A 23352-nucleotide genomic window follows, 5' to 3' on the forward strand; every position below is an offset into this window, starting at 1 on the left:
CGCTTGGCGAGACAGGAGCGTTGCGATGAAAAACCCCGTTTTGACTGCCATTCTTGGTCTTGTGCTTGCTTGGCCCGCAGTCGCGTCGGCCCAGTCCATCTTTCTGAGGGAACTGGTCGTCATCCCGGTGCGCCCGATCGACACAAACACCTTTGAGGTGATCGAAAACGACGGCGCGGGCGGAACGTCGATGTGGTGTGCAGCCTCGAAATTTACCCGCGACTACCTCAATCAGCGCGGCGGAGAGATTGCAGTCTTGCGGGCGCGGGGCGACTCCGCAGCCTTTCCCGGGCGCAAGAGCGTGATCTTCACCACAGCGCCTGTCGCGAGCCCGGTCAAGTCGACGTCTCAGGGCGTGCGCACCGAAGGACAGGTGTTTTCCATGGGCCATGCGAACGCCTTGTGCAGATCACAGCCGGAAATCCTGATTCAGGTCCGCGTTGTTGCGCAATGATGGCCATTGTATGCACGTCATGGTGTGCCTGCGTGAATGAATATTTTCCAACCGCGGAGCCACTGAAATTCTTGTCAGAAATTCAGTGCTTTGGACCTCGGATTGCCGCCGCGCACATGTGATTTCGCGAATTGCTGGTGAGGCCCTATCTCTTTGTGCAAAGGAGAACATGATGACAAAACGATTTTCAGCCCTCGCTCTTGCCCTGCTTGTGACCGCCCCCTCACTGGCAACGGCCCAATCCATCACGATCCGCCAGAACTTTGTACTGCCGGTCGCCCCCATCGATGCGGATTCGTTCGAAGTGGTCGAGGCGGACGGCGCCGGCAACAGCCAGATGTGGTGCGCCGCAGGCATCTATGCCCGCAAGGTTCTGGGGGTGCAGCGCGGCGACATTTACGTCGAAACACCGCGTGGTCCATCGCAAACGATGCCAGGTCGCAAAGGGGTCGTGTTCACGACTTCACCGGTGGATGGCGCATTTTCAACTGTGTCTTTAAGCACGCGCCGGGCCGGACTTACACGCAGTGTGGGCCACGCCAATGCGGTTTGCAGTCAATTCAGGGATTTGCGTATCCGCACCGGCCCAAACACGCTGTTGCGTCGCTAGGCCTGCATCAAATGCCACAGTGGCACCGCTTATGTAGCGGTGTCATTTCTGGACTACCCAAAACCTAGGCAACCTCGTATAGTTTCGTGGAATAGGGGCATACCCCTACCACAGGCGGGATTTTGATAGGGGGATGGGCAATGCGCTGTCCGTTTTGCGGCAATATAGACACTCAGGTTAAAGACAGTCGGCCCGCCGAGGATCATGTATCGATCCGTCGGCGTCGCTTTTGCCCGGCCTGCGGAGGGCGCTTTACGACCTATGAGCGCGTGCAATTGCGTGATCTCGTGGTGATCAAAAGCAACGGAAAGCGCGAAGATTTTGACCGCGACAAACTGGAACGCTCGATCCGCATCTCCATGCAAAAACGCCCCATCGATCCCGAGCGGATCGATCAGATGATTTCCGGGATTGTGCGCAGGCTGGAGTCGATGGGCGAAACTGACATCCCGTCCAAGACGATCGGCGAGATTGTCATGGAAGCCCTGCACCGCATTGACACAGTCGCTTACGTTCGTTTTGCCAGTGTATATAAGAACTTCCAGGCGGCGGACGACTTCGACAAGTTCGTGCAGGAACTGCGGCCCGGCACACCTGACGAAGAGTGAGCGCGCCCAGCGACACCCGGTTCATGCGTCTGGCCCTTAGTCTGGGCCGACGCGGACAGGGGAATGCAGCGCCAAATCCGGCCGTTGGCTGCGTCATCGTGAAAGACGGGCGCATCGTTGGTCGTGGATGGACCCAACCCGGCGGTCGCCCGCACGCCGAAACCGAGGCGCTGGCACAGGCCGGGGTGGCAGCGCAGGGTGCCACAGTTTACGTCACTCTTGAACCTTGCTCCCATCACGGCAACACGCCGCCCTGCGCGGATGCGTTGATCGCGGCCAAAGTGATGCGGGTCGTGATTGCGCTGCGCGACAGTGATCCGCGTGTGGATGGCGCAGGGATTGCTCGGTTGCAAAAGGCAGGCATCGCCGTTGAAACGGGCATTTGCGCGGATGAGGCACAGAATGATCTGTCGGGTTTCCTGTTGAAAGTGGAACAGGGCCGCCCGCTTGTCACGCTCAAGCTTGCCAGCAGCTTTGACGGGCGCATTGCGACCGGGACGGGTGAAAGCCAGTGGATCACAGGCCCCGAGGCGCGCCGTTTCGTGCATGCGATGCGTGCGCGTCACGACGCGGTCATGGTCGGGGGCGGCACGGCGCGGCAGGATGATCCGTCACTGACTGTGCGGGGCATGGGGGCCACGCACCAGCCCGCGCGTGTGGTCGTGTCCCGCCGTCTTGATTTGCCCCTGCTGGGAAATCTTGCACGCACTGCCAAAGACTTCCCCGTGCTGCTTTGCCATAGCCGCGATGCCGATCCGATGATGCAGAACACGTGGCGCGACATCGGGGCCCAACTGCTGCCCTGCGCTGCACGCGGTAGCCAGCTTGACCCGCAGGATGTGCTGCAACAACTGGGCGCGCACGGACTGACGCGGGTGTTTTGCGAAGGCGGCAGTGCCCTTGCCGCTGCACTCATCGAAGCAGACCTTGTTGACCGCCTGGTGGGCTTCACCGCGGGCGTGGCCATCGGGGCCGAAGGGTTGCCGAACATCGGAGCACTTGGTCTGGGCAAGCTATCAGACGCGGCGCGTTTCGATCTGCAGAGGGTACGCCAGATCGGTCCGGACATCTGCCATGAATGGAGCCGTGCGCTCTAGCGCCACAGATGCGCGCGGCTGGCAAGCAGGCCTTGCAGCTTGGACAGCGCGCGATTGGGCCAGCCGGGATGAGGCACGTCGCCACTGGCGAGCCGCTCTACAGCGACCTCGACAGGGCAGGGCAGCCCGGTTTGTGGATCGAAATAGCGCGGATAGTCGATCAGCGTGGCGTGAACCAGACCCATCAACTCCACATCCTCGCGGCGGCGCGGCGGAACGTCACCCATATCAGTGGTCAAACCGCAGCCCGCATAGAAGGGTGCGCCGATCGTCACCACTTTGACGCCGCGCAACAGCGCCTCGAACCCTGCCAGCGACGTCATCGTCCACAGGGTTTCGACCTCGGCCAGAAGGGCCGTGATGTCACTGCCATCCGCAACCACATCGGCCAGATCACCGGCGTCCATCGCCCCTGCGCGCAGCCCGGTTTCCACGTCGGGATGCGGTTTGTAGATCAGTGTGGCATCCGGATGCGCGGCGCGCGCCGCGGCAAGCAGCGCATGATTGGTCTTGATCTCACTGGTGCCGGTCAGAATGGATGCATCATCTTCAACCTGTCCCACCACTAGCACGCGCGGACCTTCGGGCAGTTTCGGGATCGTGCCGCCCAGATTGTACTTGCTGATGCTGTCGCGTGTCAGAGCCCGGACCAGTGCCTCGGCCCGCAGCCGTTGATCCGGGCGCAGAGTGCGGCGCATCTGGATCAGCTTTTCCAGTTGGCTGGGGCGTGAGGGGTCATAGTAAATCCCCAGGTCGTCCGTGACCAGCGACAACGGCGGGACAAGTTCTGCCCCGAGGCCGCGTGAGCGCAGGAACCCGTCCTCGACCCGCACAGCAGTTTCATGGCCCACCTGCGCCTTGCCGGCCCAGACCATCCATGGACGGCCCGTGGCGCGGGCGGCGGCGGGGTCATCCTCGAACTTCATCGCCTTGTAGCGGCCAAACACCTTTTGCAGCGGCTTGCGCTTCCACAGGCGCATCCCGCTCGCCACCCAGCCGCGATGATCAGCGCGCCATGCCCGAGCCTCGGCCGCCAGTGTTTCAATGGCGGTGTCGAGCGAACAGAGATAGTCGCGAAACGGATCATACCATTTCGGATAGATCATCATCGCGCCTGCAAAAAGCTGCGCGCGGGTCAGGCGGCGCTGGCGGCGCTGCACCGGAAATTCATCTACGCTCAGGCCCCATCCGGCATAAAACGGCTGGCCAAAGACGCGCGGCTTGTGCCCGGCCAGCATCGCCTCGAACCCGAGGCTGGAGGACACGGTGTAAACGGCAATCGCGCCTTCCATCAGTGTCCACGGGCTGACCGGAACGCTTAGCAATTGTACCCGGTCGCTGGTGTCTTTCTCGGTAAAGTACCCTTCGCGAAATCCCTGCGCTGTCTCGGGGTGGGTCTTGATCACGATGCGCGCACCCGGGTGCTCGTCCTGTGCAACAAACAGCATCTCAAGAAAGCGATTGCGATCCGCCCCGGATGCCGTCACGGACGCGTCCCCGCGGCTCTGATCGATCACCAGCACATAGCCCGGTTCGGGGGTTGGCGCATCCGGTTCAAACGCGTTGTACTTGCTCAGATGCGCCTCTTGCATCCTTGCAATGGACCCGCGCGCGCGGTTCAGAAGGGCGGTGTCATCCAGCGGGTGGGTGGCCAATATCTCTTCGAGATCGCTGGGCTGTGCGGGATCAAAATGCGCACCTTTGTGGTCGATCAACAGACCCAATGGTGGCCCGCCTGCGCGCCCCGGAAAGAGCGAGCGCAGGAACGCATCCTCAACCCGAACCACCGGGGCATTGTAGCGTTCTGCGACCTTCAGACCGCGATGCGCTGTCGGCGAATTGCCCCAGATGCCGACCAAGTCGCCGTCGCGCGGCAGGCCAAGGGACACGCGATATCCCGCAAGGTCCAGAATGCGCCGCACGCGGGTTTGGGTCAGAAAACCGCCGTTGTAAACATAAAGCCGCCGGGTCTTTTCAGATCCGGCGGCATCATTTTTCTTATCGGTCACGCGGATCGCCTTTGGCGTCAGTTTCCGTCAAGGCTTGCCAGTGCGTTGACCGAGGCCGCTGGTCCGGTGAGGGACGACAGGATCTTGGTGAACTGGGTATAGGGGGCTTCGGTCACATAGATCGTGTCCGCGTCCCGGATCACGAAGTCGCGGGCCTGAAACATGCCGTTGGGCTGAGTGAGGTCCAGGACATAGGCAAAGCGCTGTGCACCCACCAGATCATCGCGGCCCAGAACGATGTTGGCCACTTCGGCGGGTTCGTTGCGGAAGACGAAAATGCCGGTTGGATCGGCGGTGTTGGATTGCAACCCGCCGACCTGGGCGATGGCCTCAAGCGCGCTGAGGTTTTGGGACTCGAAAGGCACGCGGGCCTGTCCACCGGTCGCACCAAGGGCTGTGAAGGCGCGCGTGTCTTCTTCGACCAGAATGCGGTCGCCGCCACGCAGGGCGATGTCGAGTTCGGGGTGATCGTAGAGATCCTGGAACCAGATGCGGCTGCGCATGCCGCCGCGAATGACGGTAACTTGGGCAATTTCGGGCTCAATGGTGACGCCGCCCGCCCGGGCCAGCATCGTCGACAAAGTCCGTGTGGGACGTTCGATGGCATAGACCCCCTGTCCGCCGACAGAGCCGATCAGCGACACGGTTGATCCGTCACCTGCAATGCGGCGCACCTGCACCTGCGGGTCTGGTGTCTGTTCTTCGAGCTTGGCGGTGATGATGCGGCGAATGGCTTCGGGTGAATTGCCAGAGGCGCGGATGCGACCGGCATAGGGCACAAAGATGAAGCCCGCGCCGTCCACCTGTACTTCTTCCAGAGCTGTTGCGTTCTGCCCCTGACCTGCCAGCAACCCGTCATCGACGTTTTCCCAGATGGTCAGACCCAGAATGTCGCCTGGACGTATCGTGTCGGACCCGATGACGCCAGCATTGATGAAATCATCGCTGAACCCAAGGGCAGGGGTCACGGCGGTCGCCCGTGTCACCCGGTCATTGACCGACACGATAAAGGCGTCGCCCTCTTTCTGGACGGACCCGGCATAGATTTCACGTTTGTTCGGTCCGACTTGCGGCAACCCGCACGCGGAAACGATGCCCACGATGCTCAACAGCGCGACGGCACGCGCCCAGCGGAAAGACTGGAAAATCACTGCTCGGTCTCCTCGACCTGTTCTTGTTCTGCCTCGGGATGCAGGTTGGCCCACATCATTTTTGGGATCGGAGCGGTTTTCCACTCCTGATTTGCGCTCAAGCTACCGGACTCGGGCGATAAAATCTAGCCATAGGGGTAGTGGGTGTCAGGTCACGACACGCAACTGTTGCCTTGGGGCCGCGGTGCCAGAGGCGAGCGCGTCGTAAGGATCTTCGCCCGACAGCATCATGTCCACGACCTGCCGCAGCAACTGTCGACGTCCCCGGGCCGAATAGAAACCGCCCGGCAACTGGCTGGTTTCCAGCAGATACCGGCGATAATCCTTGTAGGCCTTGTTGTCTGGTCGGGTGGCCCCGGCAAAGAATTCGGACATCGGCTGGTCGCTGACGAACTCCGGCTTGGAAAACACCGCCCGCCCAAAGACCTTGAGCGGAATCCCGCGCCACAGCACCTGCTGGGCCGCTGTCGAATTCACTGTAACGGCAGAGCGTGCGTCGTTCAGAAGTTGCGCCAGCTTGCCGCCGCGTACGTAATGCACCCGCCCCTGCAACCCCAGTTCGCCCATCAGCGCCCGGATATGGCGGCGGATCGGCGCGCGCCCGTCTTCGAGCGGATGCGCCTTGATCACCAGATGATGATGCCCCGGTGCGCCGCTGGCAAAGCCACGGATCACAAGGTCAAGGAATTCGGTCATCGACGAAAAGGGCGAATGTTCCTGAAAGCTGCTGTCATGTTCCAATTGCAACAGCGCCAGATGATAGGGAAAGCCGCCATAACGGATGCGCAAGGTCGCTTGAATGCGGTCCAGCGTGTGCAGGGGCATGAGCAGCAGGCGCTGGACATAAAGCTTGAATTCATGGGCCACACTCAAGGCGCGATGAGGCTGGAAATTGCGGTAATCGCCGTTCCTGAACATCACGAACCAATGATAAAGCGCGCCGTAAAACACGTGCTGGCGCATGTCGCCCCAGTGCCCGGGGGGCAGCGGGGCTTCCATATCTGAAAGCGCCAATGCCGCCTGCATCTGCGCCACGCTCATCTCCATCAGGCGGGAATGGCCGTTCGTGCCGCCCCTTTCATAAGTGACCCAGTAAGGGCGCATGTAGCCTTCTTCGAACACGTGAACGGTGATGCCGCGCTGCTTGGCCTGTGCCACCGCCTCGGCGTGGATCGGGCGCACATCGCCATAAAGGACGATGTCAGTGACACCTTTTTCGTCGATCAGGCCAGAAAACGTGTCACCCCATTCACCAGCCGTGCCGCGAAATGGGATATAGCTGCGTGGATGGAACCAGAACGCGCGATCGCCCGCATTGAAACCAACGCGCCACACCTCGGCCCCCGCCCGGCGCAGCATGGCACCCAGACGGTGGAAAAATGGCCCATGCGGCCCCTGAAGGAACAGGAACACGCGGGATTGAGGAGCGTGCAGTGTCATCTGGCCTCTGATACGCGGCATGTCTTTCCTTGAGGTGAACATCTGACTGGGGCGATTTTATGGCCCAGAGTGTGGTGCTGCGCAATGTGTGACGCACTTGCGTGCATGAGCTTGCGCCGCTACCTCATAACCAAAGGCAAAAAGGCGGCGCGTCATGTTCACTGGAATCATCACCGACATCGGCACTCTGGTTGATCTCAAGCAGGAAGGCGATCTGCGCGCGCGCATTTCGACGACCTATGACACGTCACGCATCGACATGGGCGCCTCTATCGCGTCGGACGGGGTCTGCCTGACGGTCGTGGACCTGGGCCCGGATTGGTATGACGTGCAGATCAGCGCGGAAACGGTGTCCAAGACAAACCTTGCGGCATGGACGGTCGGCAAACGCGTGAACCTCGAACGCGCGCTGAAGGTGGGCGACGAGTTGGGCGGGCACATCGTGTCGGGCCACGTGGACGGCGTGGCCGAAGTCGTATCAGTCGTTGATGAGGGCGACAGCACCCGCGTTCAGTTGCGCGCGCCGGACGATCTGGCCCGCTTCGTTGCCCCCAAGGGATCGGTTGCGCTCAATGGCACATCGCTGACCGTGAATGAGGTGCAGGGGGATGTCTTCGGCATCAACTTTATCCCGCACACCAAGCAGGTGACGACATGGGGCGATGTGGCGGTTGGCGATATGGTCAACCTCGAAATCGACACGCTGGCCCGCTACGTCGCGCGTCTGGCCGAGGCGGGGTGATCCTGCAGACAGGCCATGCGGCCTGACGCCATTTTGTGCGACAGGTGGCGCGCGTGCTCGCATCCGTTCCCCGACGAGGCGCTTGGCAGATCGACCCTGCGGGGAGGATTTCTTGAAATCAGAGAAGAACTGGACGCACGGGTGGTGTGCGTCGCGCTGCACTGGCAAAGTCTTCGGGCTTCCTTTATGTCGCGCCTCATACACTGCCAAAGGTGATCCATGAGCTTTGAAACCCCCGGTCCGGTCGAAACCGACCTTGCTGCCGCGATCTCGCCCATCGAAGAGATCATCGAGGCCGCGCGTCTTGGCCAGATGTTCATTCTGGTGGATCACGAAGACCGCGAGAACGAAGGCGATCTGGTGATCCCGTCCAATTTTGCCACCCCCGAGGCGGTGAATTTCATGGCGGCACACGGGCGCGGGCTGATCTGCGTGACGCTGCCGTCCGAACGGGTGGATGAGTTGGGTCTGCCGATGATGGCCATGCACAATTCGTCCCGTCACGAAACAGCGTTCACCGTGTCCGTTGAGGCGCGCGAGGGCGTGACCACGGGTATCTCGGCCGCGGATCGTGCGTTGACTGTGTCCACACTCGTGAACCCGCAGGCCGGTCCGGCGGACCTTGCGACGCCCGGTCACGTCTTTCCACTGCGCGCGCGCAAGGGCGGCGTGCTGGTACGTGCAGGCCATACCGAGGCGGGCTGCGACGTGGCGCGCCTTGCCGGGCATTACCCATCGTCGGTCATTTGCGAGATCATGAACGAAGACGGCTCAATGGCGCGCCTGCCTGACCTTGTGGACTATGCGGCCAAGCATGGCCTCAAGATCGGCACAATCAGCGATCTGATTTCTTACCGCCGTCGCCACGACAATCTGGTGGTTGAGACCGCCAACAGCACGGTCATGTCCCAGCATGGCGGCGAATGGCACATGCGCATCTTCACGGACCAGACCCACGGGATCGAACATGTGACACTTTCGAAAGGGGATCTGAGCACGGACGAGCCTGTCCTTGTGCGCACGCACGCGCTTGCCGAAGTGACCGATATTCTTGGCCTCAGCGACAAGCCGGTCGGAGAATTGCCCCGCGCGATGGAGATCATTGCCGAGGAAGGGCGCGGTGTCGTCTGCTTGTTCCGTCAGCCCCGCAAGGCGCTGTTCGACGAAGAAGAGGCCGGCCCGCGCATCGTCAAGAACACCGGGCTGGGGGCACAGATGCTCAGCAATATGGGTCTGACCCGCCTGATCCTGCTGACAGACAGCCCGCGCACCACCTATATGGGCATCGACGCCTACGGTCTGGAAATCGTCGGCACCCGTCCGATTTTGGGAGAATAGCGATGGCTTCTATCGAACATCACGTGCTGGACCGCCCCAGCTTTGATCGCCCTGTAAAGGTGCTGATTGTTGTGTCGCCCTATTACAAGGCGATTGCGGAAAACATGGTCGCTGGCGCAAAGGCCGAGATTGAGGCCGCAGGGGCCACGTGGGATCTGATCGAAATGCCCGGCGCGTTGGAAATTCCGACGGCCATCGGCATCTCGGAACGGATGTCGAATTTCGACGGCTACGTTGCCCTTGGCTGCGTGATCCGGGGCGAGACGACCCATTACGAGACGGTGTGCAATGACAGCTCTCGGGCGTTGCAACTGCTGGGCCTTCAGGGCCTGTGCATCGGCAACGGTATCCTGACTGTCGAAAACGTGGAACAGGCCGAAGTGCGCGCCGACCCTGCGGGCCAGAACAAAGGCGGCGGGGCTGCTGCTGCGGCCTTGCACCTGATCGCGCTCGCCCGTAAGTGGGGCCGCCAGGACAAGGGGGTCGGATTCAAACCGGCCTCTGAATATCAACTGGCTGGCAAGACAGGAACCACGACCGCATGACCCTTTCGGGCAACCAGAAACGCAAGATGCGCTCGGCCGCGCGGCTTTATGCTGTGCAGGCCCTGTTCCAGATGGAGCAGTCATCGCAGACCGTCGACCAGATCAAGGTCGAGTTCATGGACCACCGCTTTGGTGCGTCCTACGAGGGCGACGAGATGACCGAGGGCGATCCTGATCATTTCGCGCGGGTGATGGAGACGGCGGTGAACTATCAGGCCCCGATTGATCAGATGACGGACCGGGGGCTGGTCGCCAAATGGCCCATCTCGCGGATTGATCCGACGATCCGCGCACTGTTCCGCGCGGCAGGGGCCGAGCTGCGGGACACCGGCACGCCGCCGAAGGTTGTAATCAGTGAATACGTGGACGTGGCGCGCGCCTTCTTCCCGGACGGGAAAGAGCCCAGTTTTGTGAATGCAGTGCTCGATCACATGGCCCGCGAGGCGCGCCCCGAAGCGTTTTGAGCATGTAGCTTTGTGTTCGGCGCTGTGCGTAGGTGTCGAGGCATAAGCGGCTTCAGCGCGTCAGAAATCCAAGAATATGCGCGGTCAACTCTTGGGGCGCTTCTTCGGGGATGGCATGCCCACAGGGCAAAGCGATGCCCGACACGTCGCTCGCCTTTTCCTGCCACGTCGCCTTAACGTCATACAGCTCACCCACAACGCCACGTTCCCCCCAAATCGCCAACAGCGGTGCGGTGATGCGACTGTCCTGATCTGCCCGATCATGCTCCAGATCAATGCTCGCCGCCGCCCGGTAGTCTTCGCAAATCGCGTGGAGCGTGGCCGGATCACGATAACTGCGCAGATATTCGGCAATCGCGGCCTCGTCGACGGACCCTTCGATCTTTACCTGGCCCGCGATATGTCTGCGCAGGAAGTATTCCGGGTGCGACGCGATCATCTTCTCGGGCAGCCCATTTGGCTGGATCAGGAAAAACCACCAGAAATACCGCGTGGCAAACTCCTGATTGGTTTGCGCGTACATCGTGAGCGTGGGCGCAATGTCGAGCACGGCCAGCCGTTCGACCGCATCCGGAAAATCAAGCGCCATGCGATGGGCCACCCGGCCTCCGCGATCATGGCCGACCACGGAAAACGCCTTGTGGCCAAGGTGTTCCATCAACGCGATCTGATCGGCGGCCATGACCCTTTTGGAGTAGGGAAGGTGCGATGGGTCACTTTCCGGTTTGTCGCTATCGCCATAGCCCCTGAGATCGGGGGCAATCACCGTATACCCAGCCTCGACAAGGCGCGGGGCAATTTTGCGCCAGACCACATGGGTTTGCGGATGGCCGTGCAGCAGCAAGATCGGCGGTCCCATCCCCGCACTGGCATAGTTGATGGTCAGATCAGGCAGTTTAACCCGTTGGACGTCAAAGCCCTCAAGGAACGCGGACGCGACCACTTACGACCCGTCCAAAACAGCATCCGCAATGGCCGCGCCACAAGTTTTGGTGTCGGCCGATCCGCCAAGGTCCGGCGTGCGCAACGTCTCTTCCGCCAATACGAGCTCAATGGCGGCGACAATCGAGGTGCTGGCCTCTTGCGCACCCAGATGTTCCAGCATCATGGCCGCGGCCCAGATCTGTCCGACGGGGTTGGCAAGCCCCTTTCCGGCAATGTCAGGCGCGGACCCGTGGACCGGTTCAAACAGCGACGGGAATTTCCCTTCCGGATTGATGTTGCCTGACGGTGCGATGCCGATCGTGCCAGTGCAGGCGGGGCCAAGGTCCGACAGGATGTCGCCAAACAGGTTGGACGCCACAACGACGTCGAACCAGTCCGGGTGCAGGACAAATTGGGCCGTCAGAATGTCGATATGGTACTTGTCGACCTTGATGTCGGGATACTGCGTCGCCATCTCGGCCACCCGCTCGTCCCAGTAGGGCATCGTGATCGAGATGCCGTTGGACTTGGTGGCCGATGTCAGATGGCGCCCACGTTTGGCCGCCAGATCAAAGGCATATTTCAGGATGCGGTCGACCTCGATCCGGGTCATGACGGTTTCCTGCAGGACGACCTCGCGGTCCGTGCCGGGGAACATCTTGCCGCCGATGGACGAATACTCGCCTTCGGTGTTTTCACGCACGATCATCATGTCAATGTCACCGGGCGCACGGCCCGCCAAAGGCAGCGGAACACCGGGCATAGCGCGCGCCGGGCGCAGGCTGACATATTGATCGAACTCCCGCCGAAACTGGATGAGCGATCCCCAGAGCGAGACGTGATCGGGCACAACATCCGGCCATCCAACGGCCCCAAAGAACAGTGCATCACTGCTGCTCAGATGGTCCTTCCAGTCATCGGGCATCATTTGCCCGTGCTGTGCGTAATAATCGGCGGAGGCAAAGTCGTGATCGTCAAAGTCGAACCCGAGATCGAAGCGTTTCGCGGCAGCCTCCAGAACTCGAACCCCTTCAGGCGTGGTTTCTTTCCCGATGCCGTCTCCCGGGATGACGGCAATCTTCCAGCTGTTCTTTGGCATATGCTTTGTCCTTATGGTCGCGCTCTGCGTAAGCCAGTCTTCGAGGGCAGGCAACAGAAGTGCCGTGCAAATCCATTGTGGGCCTTGGGCTTTGTGCGTTTGGAACGAAGAGCAGAGTGAAACGGCGGCTTTGCTTTACAACTGTCCATTCATAGAGCGCGCAGCAATATGTATTGCGGCCAAAGCCGCCATGCGTCGCTTCGCAGGCAAGGGTCTGCCCAAGGCCGTTGCTGAAAACTCCACCCCCTGTACTCCAAAACCCTATGCCCTATCTTTGCAGCATGCATGACGAACCAAACCCTCTGATCCGTCTGTTCCTCAGTGGCTCTGCCGTCGGATTTGCCCTGTCGGCGGTGTTTGTGGCCGCGATCTGGCTGCTCGACATTGCCGAGATTCACACTCATGCCCAGAACAGCAACGACGCGTTTCTCGTTCTCTTTATCCTCTGGTTCTTCAATGGCTTGTTGTTCGGGGCTGTCCAAATCAGCTATGTGGTCTGGCAAATGGGGCGCTCGGACGACTAAAGGCCCCTCTGATCCCGAGGAGAGCCACCCATGCGTGCCGTGCAACTTGTCGAACTAGGCCAGCCGCTGAGCCTGCGCGATGTGCCCGTGCCCACCCCGGCGGCGGGCGAGGTTCTTGTGCGGATCGAAGCCTGTGGGCTGAACTTTGGTGACACGCTGATCGTGAAAGGCACCTATCAGGAAAAACCACCCCTGCCTGCGACCATCGGGATGGAGATGTCGGGCACCATTGAGGCGGTCGGCGCAGGTGTTTCCCATCTGGAGAAGGGGCAGCGCATTGCGGCCTATTCCGGGTTCGGCGGGCTGGCCGAATATGCCGCTCTGCCAGCGGACATCTGTGTGCCCATCCCGGATGTGATGTCGGCGGTGGATGCAGCCGCCTTTCTGATCGCCTATGGCACCAGCCATGTGGGCCTTGATTACAAGGCGCACCTGCGCCCCGGCGAACGGCTGCTGGTTCTCGGGGCGTCGGGCGGCGTGGGCCTGACGGCAGTTGAGCTGGGCAAGCTGATGGGGGCCGACGTCATCGCCGTGGCGCGCGGCGCAGAAAAGCTGGCCATCGCGAAACAGGCGGGTGCGGATCACCTGCTTGACAGTGACACCTGCGATCTGCGCGCAAACGTCAAGGCGCTGGGCGGGGCCGACGTTGTCTATGATCCGGTCGGGGGCGATCTGTTCAACGCGGCCTTGCGCGCCTGCAATCCCGAGGCGCGGCTTCTGCCGCTGGGTTTTGCCAGCGGGACGGTGCCGCAGATCCCGGCCAACATCCTTCTGGTCAAGAACCTGACGGTGATCGGCTATTACTGGGGTGGCTATACGCGGGTGAACCCCAAGGTGCTGACCGACAGCTTTGCGGTGCTTTTTGACTGGTACACCCAAGGCAAGCTGAAACCCCATGTCAGCCACATACTACCACTTGAACAGGCCAATGACGGGCTGGAACTGCTGCGCAGCCGCAAGGCCACCGGCAAGGTCGTGATCACCACCACCGCCTGACCCCTAGTGCCGCCGCCTGACCTGGGCATGGGCCAACATGCGTGCCTTTTGACGTTCTCGCAGAAAGACGAACAGGCCAGACCCGAGGATTAGGGCGATCCCGATCCAGACCTCGAACACCGGCAGGTCGCCAAACACGACAAAGCCCCAGAACGCCGCAAGCGGCAGACCGATATATTCGAATGGGGCCACGGTTGCGGCATCGGCAAGACGGTAGGCCTGGCTCAGACAATAGCCGATGATGGCCGAGTTGAGGCCGAGACCCGCAAATATCCACATATCCGGCCCCGCAGGCCACACCCAGGCCCGCAGCAGAAAGACAAGCGATGCGTTTGTCGCCCCGTCTGCAAACCGCCCGTCCCCTGCGACAAGGTAGAACGCCATCGACACGACGATAAAGGTGGCTTGAATGTAGACGGCCAGCGCGCTTGCCTTGCTGACCACACCCAGTTTGCGGGTCAGAATCTGGTTCAGCGCATAAGTAAGGGCCGACAGCACCGGGAGGAGGAGGACGATGCGGCTCACCTCCAACTCGCCCGCGCCGGCCCACGGGCGCTGCATGATCACAACGCCAGCAAACCCGATGGCAACCGCGCCAAGGCGCAGCGGCCCGACCTTTTCGCCCAGCATCGGGATCGACAGCAGCGTGATGAACAGAGGCGCGGCAAAGAACAAGGCCGTGGCATCCGCCAGCGGCAACACGGCGAGGGCCAGGAAAAACGTCATGTTCGCGACCACGATCAGCAGGCCGCGCATGGCGTGCAGCCCCGGTTGTGACGTGCGCAGGATGCCGAACCCGCCTTCGTATTGCACGATGATCAGGCTGAACAGGATCCCGATGCCCGAACGCGCAAACACGATCTGGTGCAGCGGATAGCCCCCCGACAACTGCTTGATCAGCAGATCGTTGATCGAGATGCAGAACACCCCGATCAGCACGAACAGGATGCCAAGACCTGCGATATTCTGGCGTTCGGGGCTCATGCGCCCAGCCCTATCACGGCCACGACATCTGTCACGCGAAATCCGGCGGATTCCGGCGTGGCACGGGCCTTGCGCCTGAGGTATGTATGGGCGCAATCAAGACCCCCAAGGGAGTGCCCAGAAATGCAAATGTCCGACACCCGCCAGATCGCGGCCCCTCCGTCCGAAGTGTATGCCGCCCTGCTGAACCCTGACGTGCTCAAGGCCTGCGTCCCCGGTGCGACCGACGTGACAGGCAGCCCCGAGGACGGGTTCGAGGCGTCCGTAACCCAAAAGGTCGGCCCGGTAAAGGCGACGTTCAAGGGGCAGGTGACCCTGTCCGAGATGGTCGAAAACCAAAGCCTGACGATCAGTGGCGAAGGCAAGGGCGGGGCCGCGGGCTTTGCCAAAGGCGGGGCCGAGGTACGTATGGAGGCCGTCGATGGCGGCACATCGCTGTCATACGACGTCGAGGCCAAGGTGGGCGGCAAGCTGGCCCAACTGGGCAGCCGCATCATCGACGGATTTGCCAAGAAGATGGCGGACCAGTTCTTTTCCAACCTGCAGGACACGCTGGAAGGGCCCGCAGAGCCTGAGGCCGAAGCGGATGCACCGGAAGACGGTGAGAAGAAAAAGGGCTGGCTGGGCCGTCTGACCGGCAAAGAGTGAGGACTGCACACCCGACTGTGCATCTGTGCGCTAGCCCCGCGCGGGGCGACGCGTTACCTCACCCCGAAGATCACAAACCAGAGGTATCATGCCGCCCATTCTAAGCATCACGAACCTGCGCAAATCCTATGCAGACGGCTTTGAGGCGCTCAAAGACGTGTCCCTCGAGATCGAAGAGGGTGAAATCATCGCCCTGCTTGGCCCCAACGGCGCGGGCAAGACAACCCTGATTTCAACAGTGTGCGGCATCACTATGCCCACATCGGGCACCGTGACCGTGGCCGGACATGACATTCTGGCGGACTACCGCGCCGCGCGCAGCCTGATTGGCCTTGTCCCGCAGGAAATCAATCTTGAACCGTTTGAAAAGGTGATTAACACGGTGCGCTTTTCGCGCGGGCTGTTTGGCAAGCCGCGCAAGGACGGGGTCGTCGAGGACATCCTCAAACGCCTGTCGCTTTGGGACAAGAAAGACAACCAGATCCGCGAATTGTCTGGGGGCATGAAACGTCGTGTTCTGATCGCCAAGGCGCTTGCCCACGAACCGCGCGTGCTGTTTCTGGATGAACCCACCGCGGGGGTGGATGTGGAATTGCGCAAGGACATGTGGGCCATTGTCGAACAGTTGCGCGCCGATGGCGTCACCACGATCCTGACGACCCACTACATCGAAGAGGCCGAAGCCATCGCCGACCGCATCGGTGTGATCAGCAAGGGGGAAATCCTGCTGGTCGAGGACAAGGACAAGCTGATGGCCCGGATGGGCAAGAAGCAGCTTGAGGTGCAACTGTCCACGCAGTTGAGCGAGATACCCGGCGCATTGTCGGGATATGATCTGACCCTCGGCAATGATGGTTGGACCCTGATCTATGCCTACGATACCAAACGCGAGCGTACGGGGATCACCAAGCTGCTGGGCGACGTCGCAGAGGCTGGGTTGCAACTGCGCGATGTGGAGACGCGGCAATCCAGCCTCGAGGATATTTTCGTCGATCTGGTGCGCGCAGACACAAAGGAAATGTCATGAACTGGTCTGCCATTCGCGCAATCTATGTCTTTGAAATGGCGCGCTTCTTTCGCACGCTGGCGCAATCTTTCGTGTCGCCGGTGCTGTCGTCGTCGCTGTATTTCGTGGTCTTCGGTGCCGCCATCGGCAGCCGGATCGACCAAGTCGAAGGGGTCAGCTACGGTGCCTTCATCGTGCCGGGGCTGATCATGCTGACAGTGATGACGCAGGCGATTTCCAACGCGTCCTTTGGCATCTATTTCCCGAAGTTCATCGGCACGATCTACGAATTGCTGTCGGCTCCCATCAACTTTCTAGAGATCGTTATGGGCTATGTCGGGGCGGCGGCGACCAAGTCGATGTTCATCGGGATCATCATCCTGATCACGTCCTTCTTCTTTGTGGATATTCAGATCGCGCACCCGTTTGCGATGCTGGCCTTTCTTGTGCTGACCTGCGTCAGCTTTGCATTGTTCGGATTCATCATCGGCATCTGGGCCGGGAATTTCGAGCAGTTGCAGCTAATCCCGCTGCTCGTGGTCACCCCGCTCGTTTTCCTCGGGGGCTCGTTCTATTCGATTTCGATGTTGCCGCCGGTCTGGCAGACAATTTCGATGTTCAATCCGGTGGTGTACCTGATTTCGGGCTTTCGCTGGGCGTTCTTCGGGGTGGCGGATGTGCCCATCGGGATATCGCTGCTGGCCATCGCGCTGTTCACCGCCCTGTGCCTTGGGGCGGTTGGCTGGATCTTCAAAACCGGGTGGCGGATACGGCAATAAGATCGCGTCGTGCAACTCGTTTTGCCTGTGACCTTGTTTGCACCACGGCACCAATCTACATGGGGCAGAATGAAACGCTGGATCCCATTCATGAAATCCGATCCCCTGGTGGCCGTGATCCGGCTTCAGGGTATTATTGCCGGTGGCGGGCGCGGCGCATTGAACGACGCAAGTCTGGGCCCGGTCATCGAAAAAGCCTTTGCCCGCGGCAAGCCTGCGGCCATCGCGCTTGAGATCAACTCGCCCGGCGGCAGCCCTGTGCAATCCTCGCTGATCGGCGCGCGCATCCGGCGTCTTGCGGATGAAAAAGAGATACCCGTTATCGCCTTTGTCGAGGATGTCGCGGCCTCGGGCGGCTATTGGCTGGCGGTTGCTGCGGACGAGATTTACGGCGACGAAAGTTCCATCGTCGGCTCCATCGGGGTCATTTCCGCAGGCTTTGGCGCACACGAGCTGATGGCGCGGCAAGGGGTTGAACGGCGCGTCTATACGGCCGGGAAATCGAAATCCATGCTCGACCCGTTCCGCCCGGAAAAACCCGAAGATGTCGAACGGCTCAAGACGTTGCTGGGTGACGTACATGACAACTTTATTGACCACGTGAAATCCCGGCGCGGTGACAAGCTGGACACGGAAACAGAGCTGTTCACCGGCGAAGTCTGGCTGGCGAAAAAAGCGCAGGCATTGGGTCTGATTGACGGTATCGGGCACCTGAAACCGATGCTGAAAGAGCGCTTCGGGGACAAGGTTCAATTGCGCCGTTACGGCGTGCGTCGCCGGTTTCTGGCCCGCTTCGGGGCGCAGATGGTCAACGACGCCGTCGCCAGCGTCGAAGAACGGGCGGCCTTCGCCCAGTTTGGACTGTAACATATGCTCTCGAAGATCGTGATTCTGTTTCTGGTCTTCATGGGCGTTCTTGCCATGTTTGGAAAACTGCATTGGCTCGGGGGCAAACGGCTGACCCGCGCCAAATGTGAGTGTGGACGCTACCGTATCGGCAAAGGCCCCTGCGCCTGCGGGCGGGGGAAAACCTGATGGCTGAAGTAATGCCGTGGCTGTTCAGCGGGCTTGGCCTGGTCATCCTGCTGCTGGCCGGGGACAGCCTTGTGAAAGGGGCGGTGAACCTCAGCCTGCGCCTTGGCGTGCCTGCGCTGATCGTGAGCCTGACGATTGTGGCCTTCGGCACCTCGGCACCCGAACTGCTGATTTCGATACAGGCGATTTTGGACGACGCACCCGGCCTTGCGCTTGGTAACGTGGTGGGGTCGAACACGGCCAATATCCTGCTGGTGCTTGGCATACCGGCCTTGCTGGCCACGATGCACACGTCCGAATGCGAGACCAAAAAGACCTTCAACTACATGATTGCCGCTTCGATCCTGTTCATTGCGCTCGCTTTTCGCGGTGTGTTTGACTGGATTGCAGCGCTTGTGCTGCTCGCAGCGCTCGCCTTTGTTCTGTTCGATCAGGCCAAAGAGGCGATGGGCCACCGCGAGGCTTGCGCCAACGGCGCACCCGAAGAAGAGATCGAAGGTGTGGATCCCGACCTGCCGGGCCGATGGATCGCGCTTTATCTGGTCCTCGGGCTTGTTGGTCTGCCGCTGGGCGCCAGTCTGCTGGTCGAAAACGCGACGATCATCGCCAAGACCTATGGCGTCAGCGACACTGTGATCGGCCTCACACTGGTGGCCATCGGGACCTCGCTGCCCGAACTCGCCACCACCGTCATGGCCGCCCTGCGCCGTCAGGCGGACGTGGCCCTTGGCAATGTGATCGGATCGAACATGTTCAACCTGCTGGCCATTATCGGTGTGGCCAGCCTTGTCGGGCCGATCCCGGTGGATCGTGAATTCCTGACATTTGATCTGTGGGTCATGCTGGGTGCGTCCATCCTGCTGGTGCCTTTCGTCTATATGCGGCGGGATATCACACGGTTGTGGGGGGTCATCCTATCGGCCCTTTATGTGGCCTATATGGTCATAGTATTGATCTGAGACACGTATCGTAAGGAGGGTGCGATGACACGCGCGCTTGTGACAGGGGCAGGGCACCGTTTGGGTCAGGCCATGGCGGTCTATCTGGCGGGGCGGGGCTATGATGTGGCCGTGCATTACGCCAGTTCAGACAAGGGGGCGCTGGACACTGTCGCCCGGATCGAGGCCAAGGGCCAGCGCGGCGTCGCCTTGCAGGCCGACCTGCTGGACGAGGACGCAACGCAAGCGCTGTTCGGACGCGCGGTCGAGGCATTGGGCGGGCCAATCACGTGTCTGGTGAACAACGCATCGATCTTTGAACATGACACCGTCGAAACCGCCACCCGCGCCAGTTGGGACCGGCACATGGACAGCAACCTGCGCGCGCCCTTCGTGCTGACGCAGGCCATGGCGGCCCAGGGGCTGGAACCCACACGGGATGAGATGGACGAACCCGTCGCCGCCGGATTGATCCTGAACATGGTCGATCAGCGGGTACGCAAGCTGACACCTGAATTCATGACCTACACGCTGGCCAAGATGGGTCTGTGGGCGCTGACCCAGACAAGTGCGCGGGCGCTGGCACCAACGATCCGCGTCAACGCCATTGGTCCGGGTCCCACCCTGCAGGGCGGACGGCAAAGTGCGGAACACTTCGCCGCGCAACGCAGCGCCACCGTGCTGGAACGGGGATCGAACCCGTCGGATATCGTCGCGGCACTGGGTTACTTCCTCGATGCTCCTGCCATTTCAGGTCAGCTTCTCTGCGTAGACGGCGGGCAGCATCTGGCATGGGAAACACCGGACGTTGTAGGGGTCGAATAGTTGACGCAGCGTGAAGTTTTGCACCGCCTTAATGGTTGTTACAAAACTGTTAACAAAAGCCCTTTAGATTCAGTCACTTGTCGTGAGGGCAAAAATAAAATGAACAAAAACAGATGCTTATACAAGTGATTAAAAAATAGGCAAACCGGAGAAACGCCCAAAAAACAACGAAAATTTCCAGACGCCCAGAACTTGTCTCCAGACTTATCCACAGCATCCGTGGATGCAAGATCGCTTGAACCCGCCCCATAATCATTGCAGCAAACCGCAGAATCAAATGGCCCCAACCCAGGACATCCCGGACCCGTCGAACGAAGCGCCCGCGCCCGTCGGACACGAGGTCATTCAGGGCTATCTGAAAACCATCGATTCATCGCCCGGCGTCTACCGGATGCTTGATCGCGAAAGCCGCGTTTTGTACGTCGGCAAGGCGCGCAATCTGCGCGCGCGGGTCAGCAACTATGCCCGCCCGGCAGGCCATTCGCCGCGCATCGCCCGCATGATCTCGATGACCGCCTCGATGATGTTCCTGACGACGCGGACAGAGACCGAGGCGTTGCTGCTTGAACAGAACCTGATCAAGCAACTCAAACCAAAGTTCAACGTGCTGCTGCGCGACGACAAAAGCTTTCCCAATATCCTCGTGACGGGTGATCATCCGTTTCCGCAGATCAAGAAGCACCGCGGCGCGAAAAGGAAAAAGGCGCCTATTACGGCCCGTTCGCCAGTGCCGGTGCGGTGAACCGCACCCTCAACCAGTTGCAGCGCGTGTTCCTGCTGCGCAACTGCACGGATTCGATGTTTGCAACCCGCACACGCCCCTGCCTGCAATACCAGATCAAGCGCTGTTCGGCCCCCTGCGTCGGGCTGATCTCGGAACAGGATTACGCAAGCACCGTGAAGGACGCTGAACGCTTTCTGTCGGGCCGCAGCACGGACATTCAGGCAGAACTCGCCGGCCAAATGCAGAAAGCCTCCGAAGAGATGGAGTTTGAACGCGCCGCTGCCCTGCGCGACCGCATCCGCGCGATGACGCAGGTGCAATCGGCCCAAGGCATCAATCCCCGCAATGTGGATGAGGCGGACATCGTCGCCCTGCATCTCGAACAGGGGCAGGCCTGCGTGCAGGTGTTTTTTATCCGCGCAGGCCAAAACTGGGGCAACCGCGACTTCTATCCCCGTGTGGGTCCGGACGTGGATGCCGCCGAGGTGTTGGAGGCGTTTCTGGGCCAGTTCTACGACACCAAGGAACCGCCCCGGCAGTTGATCCTGTCAAACGAGATCGAGAACCCCGACCTGATGGCTGACGCGCTGAGCCAGAAACTGGGCCGCAAGGTTGAATTGCTGGTGCCCAAGCGCGGCGAAAAGGCGGAACTGGTGGACAGTGCCCTGCGCAATGCGCGCGAAAGCCTTGCCCGCAAGATGGCCGAAAGCGCGACCCAGACCAAACTTCTGAAAGGGCTGGCAGAGGCGTTTGACCTGCCAAACGTGCCCGAGCGCATCGAGGTTTACGACAACTCCCACATTCAGGGCACCAATGCGGTGGGCGCGATGATCGTGGCGGGGCCTGATGGCTTTATGAAAAACAGCTATCGCAAGTTCAATATCAAGGGCGATGACCTGACACCCGGCGACGATTTCGGGATGATGAAAGAAGTGCTGCACCGCCGTTTCAAACGGCTGCTGGCCGAGGACCCGGACCGCGAAAAGGGCATGTGGCCCGACCTGTTGCTGATCGACGGCGGCGCGGGGCAGGTGAGTGCTGTGGCCCAGATCATGGGCGAACATGGCGTGGGCGACATTCCCATGGTTGGCGTGGCCAAGGGCGTGGACCGCGATGCAGGCAAAGAAGAATTCCACCGCATGGGCAAGCGCCCGTTCGCATTGCGCCACAATGATCCGGTCCTGTATTTCGTGCAGCGGATGCGCGACGAGGCGCACCGCTTTGCCATCGGCACGCACCGGGCCAAACGGGCCAAGTCCAACATGAAAAACCCGCTGGATGATATTCCGGGCGTCGGGGCGGCGCGCAAACGGGCACTGCTGGCCCATTTCGGGTCTGCAAAGGCCGTAGGGCGCGCCAACCTTGCCGACCTCAAGGCTGTCGAGGGGGTATCAGAGGGGCTGGCGCAAAAGGTCTACGATTTCTTTCACGACACGTAAGGCGCACGTGTCCGTGCGCCCCCTTTCGGTGGCGATGTGAACAGGATAGGTATCTGACATGACGTGGACCATCCCGAATATCCTGACGACCTTGCGCCTTTTGGCGGCACCACTGGTTGCGGTGATGTTCCTGTATTTCACGCGGCCTTATGCGGATATCTTTGCGGTTGTTCTGTTTGTGGGGGCGGCCATCACCGACTGGTTTGACGGCTATCTTGCGCGCGCTTGGGGCCAGCAGACGCGGCTGGGCACAATGCTGGACCCGATTGCGGACAAGGCGATGGTGGTGATCGCGCTGATGGTGATCATCGCCTTTTCGTCCTGGTCACCCTGGCTGGTGCTGCCCGCAACCATGATCCTGTTTCGCGAGGTGTTCGTGTCGGGCCTGCGCGAATTTCTGGGCGACACTGCAGGCACGCTGAAGGTCACGCAACTGGCCAAGTGGAAAACCACAATGCAGATGGTCGCCATCGCCGTTCTGTTCTCGCAAGGCGTGTTTGAGCACTATTTCGGCATGTCGATCTGGGGAATGGATGAGCAGATGGTATCTGCGATCCTGAACGGCGATCAGCCCGATCTGCAGGGCTTGCGCTGGAAGCTGACAGGGGCCGAATGGGCAGGCCGCGTCGGGCTGTGGCTGCTGTGGATCGCTGCCCTTTTGACCCTGATGACGGGCTGGGATTACTTCCGCAAGGCCATGCCCCATCTGAAAGGATAAGCGTTATGGATGTCCTCTATTTTGCGTGGGTGCGGGAACGGATCGGCATGCCGCGCGAACAGATCGACAGCAAGGCCGCGACAGTCATGGATCTGGTCGAGGAATTGCGCGCCCGGGAAGAACGCTATGCCCTCGCGTTCAGCGATATCAGCGCCTTGCGCGTGGCGGTCGACCAAGAGCTTGTCGACTTTGACACCTCCTTGAGCGGGGCCCGCGAAGTGGCGTTTTTCCCGCCAATGACCGGCGGGTAGGTCA

General features: G+C 60.8%; 24 protein-coding genes and 1 pseudogene. 19 read left to right on the top strand and 6 right to left on the bottom strand.

Going from position 1 to position 23352, the window contains the following annotated elements:
* Positions 1 to 25 precede the first annotated feature (25 nt).
* The 4 genes from ACERZ8_RS10115 (at position 26) to ribD (ending at position 2769) form a co-directional block, all read left to right on the top strand.
* On the top strand, positions 26 to 454 hold the full coding sequence (locus ACERZ8_RS10115) for a hypothetical protein (protein ID WP_407592081.1): 429 nt from the start codon (positions 26 to 28) through the stop codon (positions 452 to 454).
* A 172-nt stretch (positions 455 to 626) separates the two neighbouring features.
* Entirely contained in the window at positions 627 to 1064 is a 438-nt protein-coding gene (locus tag ACERZ8_RS10120) for a hypothetical protein (RefSeq protein ID WP_407592082.1), read from the top strand.
* A 140-nt stretch (positions 1065 to 1204) separates the two neighbouring features.
* Positions 1205 to 1672 carry a transcriptional regulator NrdR gene (gene nrdR, locus ACERZ8_RS10125; protein WP_407592083.1) on the top strand — a complete coding sequence of 156 codons (468 nt, stop codon included), beginning with the start codon at positions 1205 to 1207 and terminating at the stop codon, positions 1670 to 1672.
* A 23-nt stretch (positions 1673 to 1695) separates the two neighbouring features.
* Positions 1696 to 2769 (top strand): bifunctional diaminohydroxyphosphoribosylaminopyrimidine deaminase/5-amino-6-(5-phosphoribosylamino)uracil reductase RibD, encoded by a 1074-nt coding sequence (gene ribD / locus ACERZ8_RS10130; RefSeq protein WP_407594230.1) that lies wholly within the window; start codon positions 1696 to 1698, stop codon positions 2767 to 2769.
* Here ribD and ACERZ8_RS10135 read toward each other — a convergent pair.
* From ACERZ8_RS10135 to ACERZ8_RS10145, 3 genes are all read right to left on the bottom strand, one after another.
* Positions 2766 to 4778, bottom strand: a complete 2013-nt coding sequence (locus ACERZ8_RS10135) for a capsular polysaccharide biosynthesis protein (protein WP_407592084.1) — start codon at positions 4776 to 4778, stop codon at positions 2766 to 2768. The two genes, ribD and ACERZ8_RS10135, sit on opposite strands and share 4 nt — an antisense overlap.
* 17 nt (positions 4779 to 4795) lie before the next feature.
* Entirely contained in the window at positions 4796 to 5929 is a 1134-nt protein-coding gene (locus ACERZ8_RS10140; RefSeq protein WP_407592085.1) for a polysaccharide biosynthesis/export family protein, read from the bottom strand.
* A gap of 147 nt (positions 5930 to 6076) precedes the next feature.
* Positions 6077 to 7390, bottom strand: a complete 1314-nt coding sequence (locus ACERZ8_RS10145) for a capsule biosynthesis protein (protein WP_407592086.1) — start codon at positions 7388 to 7390, stop codon at positions 6077 to 6079.
* Positions 7391 to 7523: 133 nt separating this feature from the next.
* Here ACERZ8_RS10145 and ACERZ8_RS10150 point away from each other — a divergent pair, with 133 nt between their 5' ends.
* The 4 genes from ACERZ8_RS10150 (at position 7524) to nusB (ending at position 10458) form a co-directional block, all read left to right on the top strand.
* Positions 7524 to 8111: a riboflavin synthase gene (locus ACERZ8_RS10150; protein WP_407592087.1), complete on the top strand. Its 588-nt coding sequence runs from the start codon at positions 7524 to 7526 to the stop codon at positions 8109 to 8111.
* Between the two features lie 219 nt (positions 8112 to 8330).
* A complete protein-coding gene (ribB, locus tag ACERZ8_RS10155) occupies positions 8331 to 9449 on the top strand; it encodes a 3,4-dihydroxy-2-butanone-4-phosphate synthase (protein WP_407592088.1) in 1119 nt (372 codons plus the stop codon).
* Positions 9450 to 9451: 2 nt separating this feature from the next.
* Positions 9452 to 9994 (top strand): 6,7-dimethyl-8-ribityllumazine synthase, encoded by a 543-nt coding sequence (locus ACERZ8_RS10160; protein WP_407592089.1) that lies wholly within the window; start codon positions 9452 to 9454, stop codon positions 9992 to 9994.
* Positions 9991 to 10458: a transcription antitermination factor NusB gene (nusB, locus tag ACERZ8_RS10165; protein WP_407592090.1), complete on the top strand. Its 468-nt coding sequence runs from the start codon at positions 9991 to 9993 to the stop codon at positions 10456 to 10458. Before ACERZ8_RS10160 ends, nusB begins: the two co-directional genes overlap by 4 nt.
* A 52-nt stretch (positions 10459 to 10510) precedes the next feature.
* Here the strand turns inward: nusB and ACERZ8_RS10170 are convergent, their stop codons facing one another.
* Positions 10511 to 11401 (bottom strand): alpha/beta fold hydrolase, encoded by an 891-nt coding sequence (locus tag ACERZ8_RS10170; RefSeq protein ID WP_407592091.1) that lies wholly within the window; start codon positions 11399 to 11401, stop codon positions 10511 to 10513.
* Positions 11402 to 12481: a tartrate dehydrogenase gene (locus tag ACERZ8_RS10175; RefSeq protein WP_407592092.1), complete on the bottom strand. Its 1080-nt coding sequence runs from the start codon at positions 12479 to 12481 to the stop codon at positions 11402 to 11404.
* Between the two features lie 281 nt (positions 12482 to 12762).
* Between ACERZ8_RS10175 and ACERZ8_RS10180 the strand changes: the two genes are divergently transcribed.
* Positions 12763 to 13005, top strand: a complete 243-nt coding sequence (locus tag ACERZ8_RS10180) for a hypothetical protein (protein ID WP_407592093.1) — start codon at positions 12763 to 12765, stop codon at positions 13003 to 13005.
* 30 nt (positions 13006 to 13035) lie between these two features.
* Complete coding sequence (locus ACERZ8_RS10185; protein WP_407592094.1) at positions 13036 to 14001, top strand: NADPH:quinone oxidoreductase family protein; 966 nt, start codon at positions 13036 to 13038, stop codon at positions 13999 to 14001.
* Between the two features lie 3 nt (positions 14002 to 14004).
* On the opposite strand, the gene ACERZ8_RS10190 is transcribed toward ACERZ8_RS10185, so the two are convergent.
* Positions 14005 to 14985 carry a DMT family transporter gene (locus tag ACERZ8_RS10190; RefSeq protein WP_407592095.1) on the bottom strand — a complete coding sequence of 327 codons (981 nt, stop codon included), beginning with the start codon at positions 14983 to 14985 and terminating at the stop codon, positions 14005 to 14007.
* A gap of 123 nt (positions 14986 to 15108) precedes the next feature.
* On the opposite strand from ACERZ8_RS10190, the gene ACERZ8_RS10195 reads away from it, so the two are divergent.
* The 9 genes and pseudogenes from ACERZ8_RS10195 to moaD all read left to right on the top strand — a co-directional run bounded on the left by ACERZ8_RS10195 (position 15109) and on the right by moaD (position 23348).
* Complete coding sequence (locus ACERZ8_RS10195; protein WP_407592096.1) at positions 15109 to 15633, top strand: CoxG family protein; 525 nt, start codon at positions 15109 to 15111, stop codon at positions 15631 to 15633.
* An 88-nt stretch (positions 15634 to 15721) separates the two neighbouring features.
* Positions 15722 to 16660 carry an ABC transporter ATP-binding protein gene (locus tag ACERZ8_RS10200; protein WP_407592097.1) on the top strand — a complete coding sequence of 313 codons (939 nt, stop codon included), beginning with the start codon at positions 15722 to 15724 and terminating at the stop codon, positions 16658 to 16660.
* Positions 16657 to 17418, top strand: a complete 762-nt coding sequence (locus ACERZ8_RS10205; RefSeq protein WP_407592098.1) for an ABC transporter permease — start codon at positions 16657 to 16659, stop codon at positions 17416 to 17418. Before ACERZ8_RS10200 ends, ACERZ8_RS10205 begins: the two co-directional genes overlap by 4 nt.
* A gap of 69 nt (positions 17419 to 17487) precedes the next feature.
* On the top strand, positions 17488 to 18285 hold the full coding sequence (locus ACERZ8_RS10210) for a S49 family peptidase (protein WP_407592099.1): 798 nt from the start codon (positions 17488 to 17490) through the stop codon (positions 18283 to 18285).
* A 179-nt stretch (positions 18286 to 18464) separates the two neighbouring features.
* On the top strand, positions 18465 to 19412 hold the full coding sequence (locus ACERZ8_RS10215) for a calcium/sodium antiporter (RefSeq protein WP_407594232.1): 948 nt from the start codon (positions 18465 to 18467) through the stop codon (positions 19410 to 19412).
* Positions 19413 to 19436: 24 nt separating this feature from the next.
* A complete protein-coding gene (locus tag ACERZ8_RS10220; protein WP_407592100.1) occupies positions 19437 to 20216 on the top strand; it encodes an SDR family oxidoreductase in 780 nt (259 codons plus the stop codon).
* Between the two features lie 277 nt (positions 20217 to 20493).
* A pseudogene (gene uvrC, locus ACERZ8_RS10225) lies at positions 20494 to 22379 on the top strand (excinuclease ABC subunit UvrC).
* Between the two features lie 58 nt (positions 22380 to 22437).
* Entirely contained in the window at positions 22438 to 23097 is a 660-nt protein-coding gene (pgsA, locus tag ACERZ8_RS10230; protein WP_407592101.1) for a CDP-diacylglycerol--glycerol-3-phosphate 3-phosphatidyltransferase, read from the top strand.
* A gap of 5 nt (positions 23098 to 23102) precedes the next feature.
* A complete protein-coding gene (moaD, locus tag ACERZ8_RS10235) occupies positions 23103 to 23348 on the top strand; it encodes a molybdopterin converting factor subunit 1 (RefSeq protein WP_407592102.1) in 246 nt (81 codons plus the stop codon).
* The last annotated feature ends 4 nt before the right edge of the window (positions 23349 to 23352 follow it).

Source organism: Tateyamaria armeniaca, assembly GCF_045797845.1.
Taxonomy (GTDB): domain Bacteria; phylum Pseudomonadota; class Alphaproteobacteria; order Rhodobacterales; family Rhodobacteraceae; genus Tateyamaria; species Tateyamaria armeniaca.

Coding starts and splice junctions, on each gene's coding strand:
- ACERZ8_RS10115 (WP_407592081.1), top strand. CDS start 26: ATGAAAAACCCCGTTTTGACTGCCATTCTTGGTCTTGTGCTTGCTTGG.
- ACERZ8_RS10120 (WP_407592082.1), top strand. CDS start 627: ATGACAAAACGATTTTCAGCCCTCGCTCTTGCCCTGCTTGTGACCGCC.
- nrdR (WP_407592083.1), top strand. CDS start 1,205: ATGCGCTGTCCGTTTTGCGGCAATATAGACACTCAGGTTAAAGACAGT.
- ribD (WP_407594230.1), top strand. CDS start 1,696: ATGCGTCTGGCCCTTAGTCTGGGCCGACGCGGACAGGGGAATGCAGCG.
- ACERZ8_RS10145 (WP_407592086.1), bottom strand. CDS start 7,390: ATGCCGCGTATCAGAGGCCAGATGACACTGCACGCTCCTCAATCCCGC.
- ACERZ8_RS10150 (WP_407592087.1), top strand. CDS start 7,524: ATGTTCACTGGAATCATCACCGACATCGGCACTCTGGTTGATCTCAAG.
- ribB (WP_407592088.1), top strand. CDS start 8,331: ATGAGCTTTGAAACCCCCGGTCCGGTCGAAACCGACCTTGCTGCCGCG.
- ACERZ8_RS10160 (WP_407592089.1), top strand. CDS start 9,452: ATGGCTTCTATCGAACATCACGTGCTGGACCGCCCCAGCTTTGATCGC.
- nusB (WP_407592090.1), top strand. CDS start 9,991: ATGACCCTTTCGGGCAACCAGAAACGCAAGATGCGCTCGGCCGCGCGG.
- ACERZ8_RS10175 (WP_407592092.1), bottom strand. CDS start 12,481: ATGCCAAAGAACAGCTGGAAGATTGCCGTCATCCCGGGAGACGGCATC.
- ACERZ8_RS10180 (WP_407592093.1), top strand. CDS start 12,763: ATGCATGACGAACCAAACCCTCTGATCCGTCTGTTCCTCAGTGGCTCT.
- ACERZ8_RS10185 (WP_407592094.1), top strand. CDS start 13,036: ATGCGTGCCGTGCAACTTGTCGAACTAGGCCAGCCGCTGAGCCTGCGC.
- ACERZ8_RS10190 (WP_407592095.1), bottom strand. CDS start 14,985: ATGAGCCCCGAACGCCAGAATATCGCAGGTCTTGGCATCCTGTTCGTG.
- ACERZ8_RS10195 (WP_407592096.1), top strand. CDS start 15,109: ATGCAAATGTCCGACACCCGCCAGATCGCGGCCCCTCCGTCCGAAGTG.
- ACERZ8_RS10200 (WP_407592097.1), top strand. CDS start 15,722: ATGCCGCCCATTCTAAGCATCACGAACCTGCGCAAATCCTATGCAGAC.
- ACERZ8_RS10205 (WP_407592098.1), top strand. CDS start 16,657: ATGAACTGGTCTGCCATTCGCGCAATCTATGTCTTTGAAATGGCGCGC.
- ACERZ8_RS10210 (WP_407592099.1), top strand. CDS start 17,488: ATGAAACGCTGGATCCCATTCATGAAATCCGATCCCCTGGTGGCCGTG.
- ACERZ8_RS10215 (WP_407594232.1), top strand. CDS start 18,465: ATGCCGTGGCTGTTCAGCGGGCTTGGCCTGGTCATCCTGCTGCTGGCC.
- ACERZ8_RS10220 (WP_407592100.1), top strand. CDS start 19,437: ATGACACGCGCGCTTGTGACAGGGGCAGGGCACCGTTTGGGTCAGGCC.
- pgsA (WP_407592101.1), top strand. CDS start 22,438: ATGACGTGGACCATCCCGAATATCCTGACGACCTTGCGCCTTTTGGCG.
- moaD (WP_407592102.1), top strand. CDS start 23,103: ATGGATGTCCTCTATTTTGCGTGGGTGCGGGAACGGATCGGCATGCCG.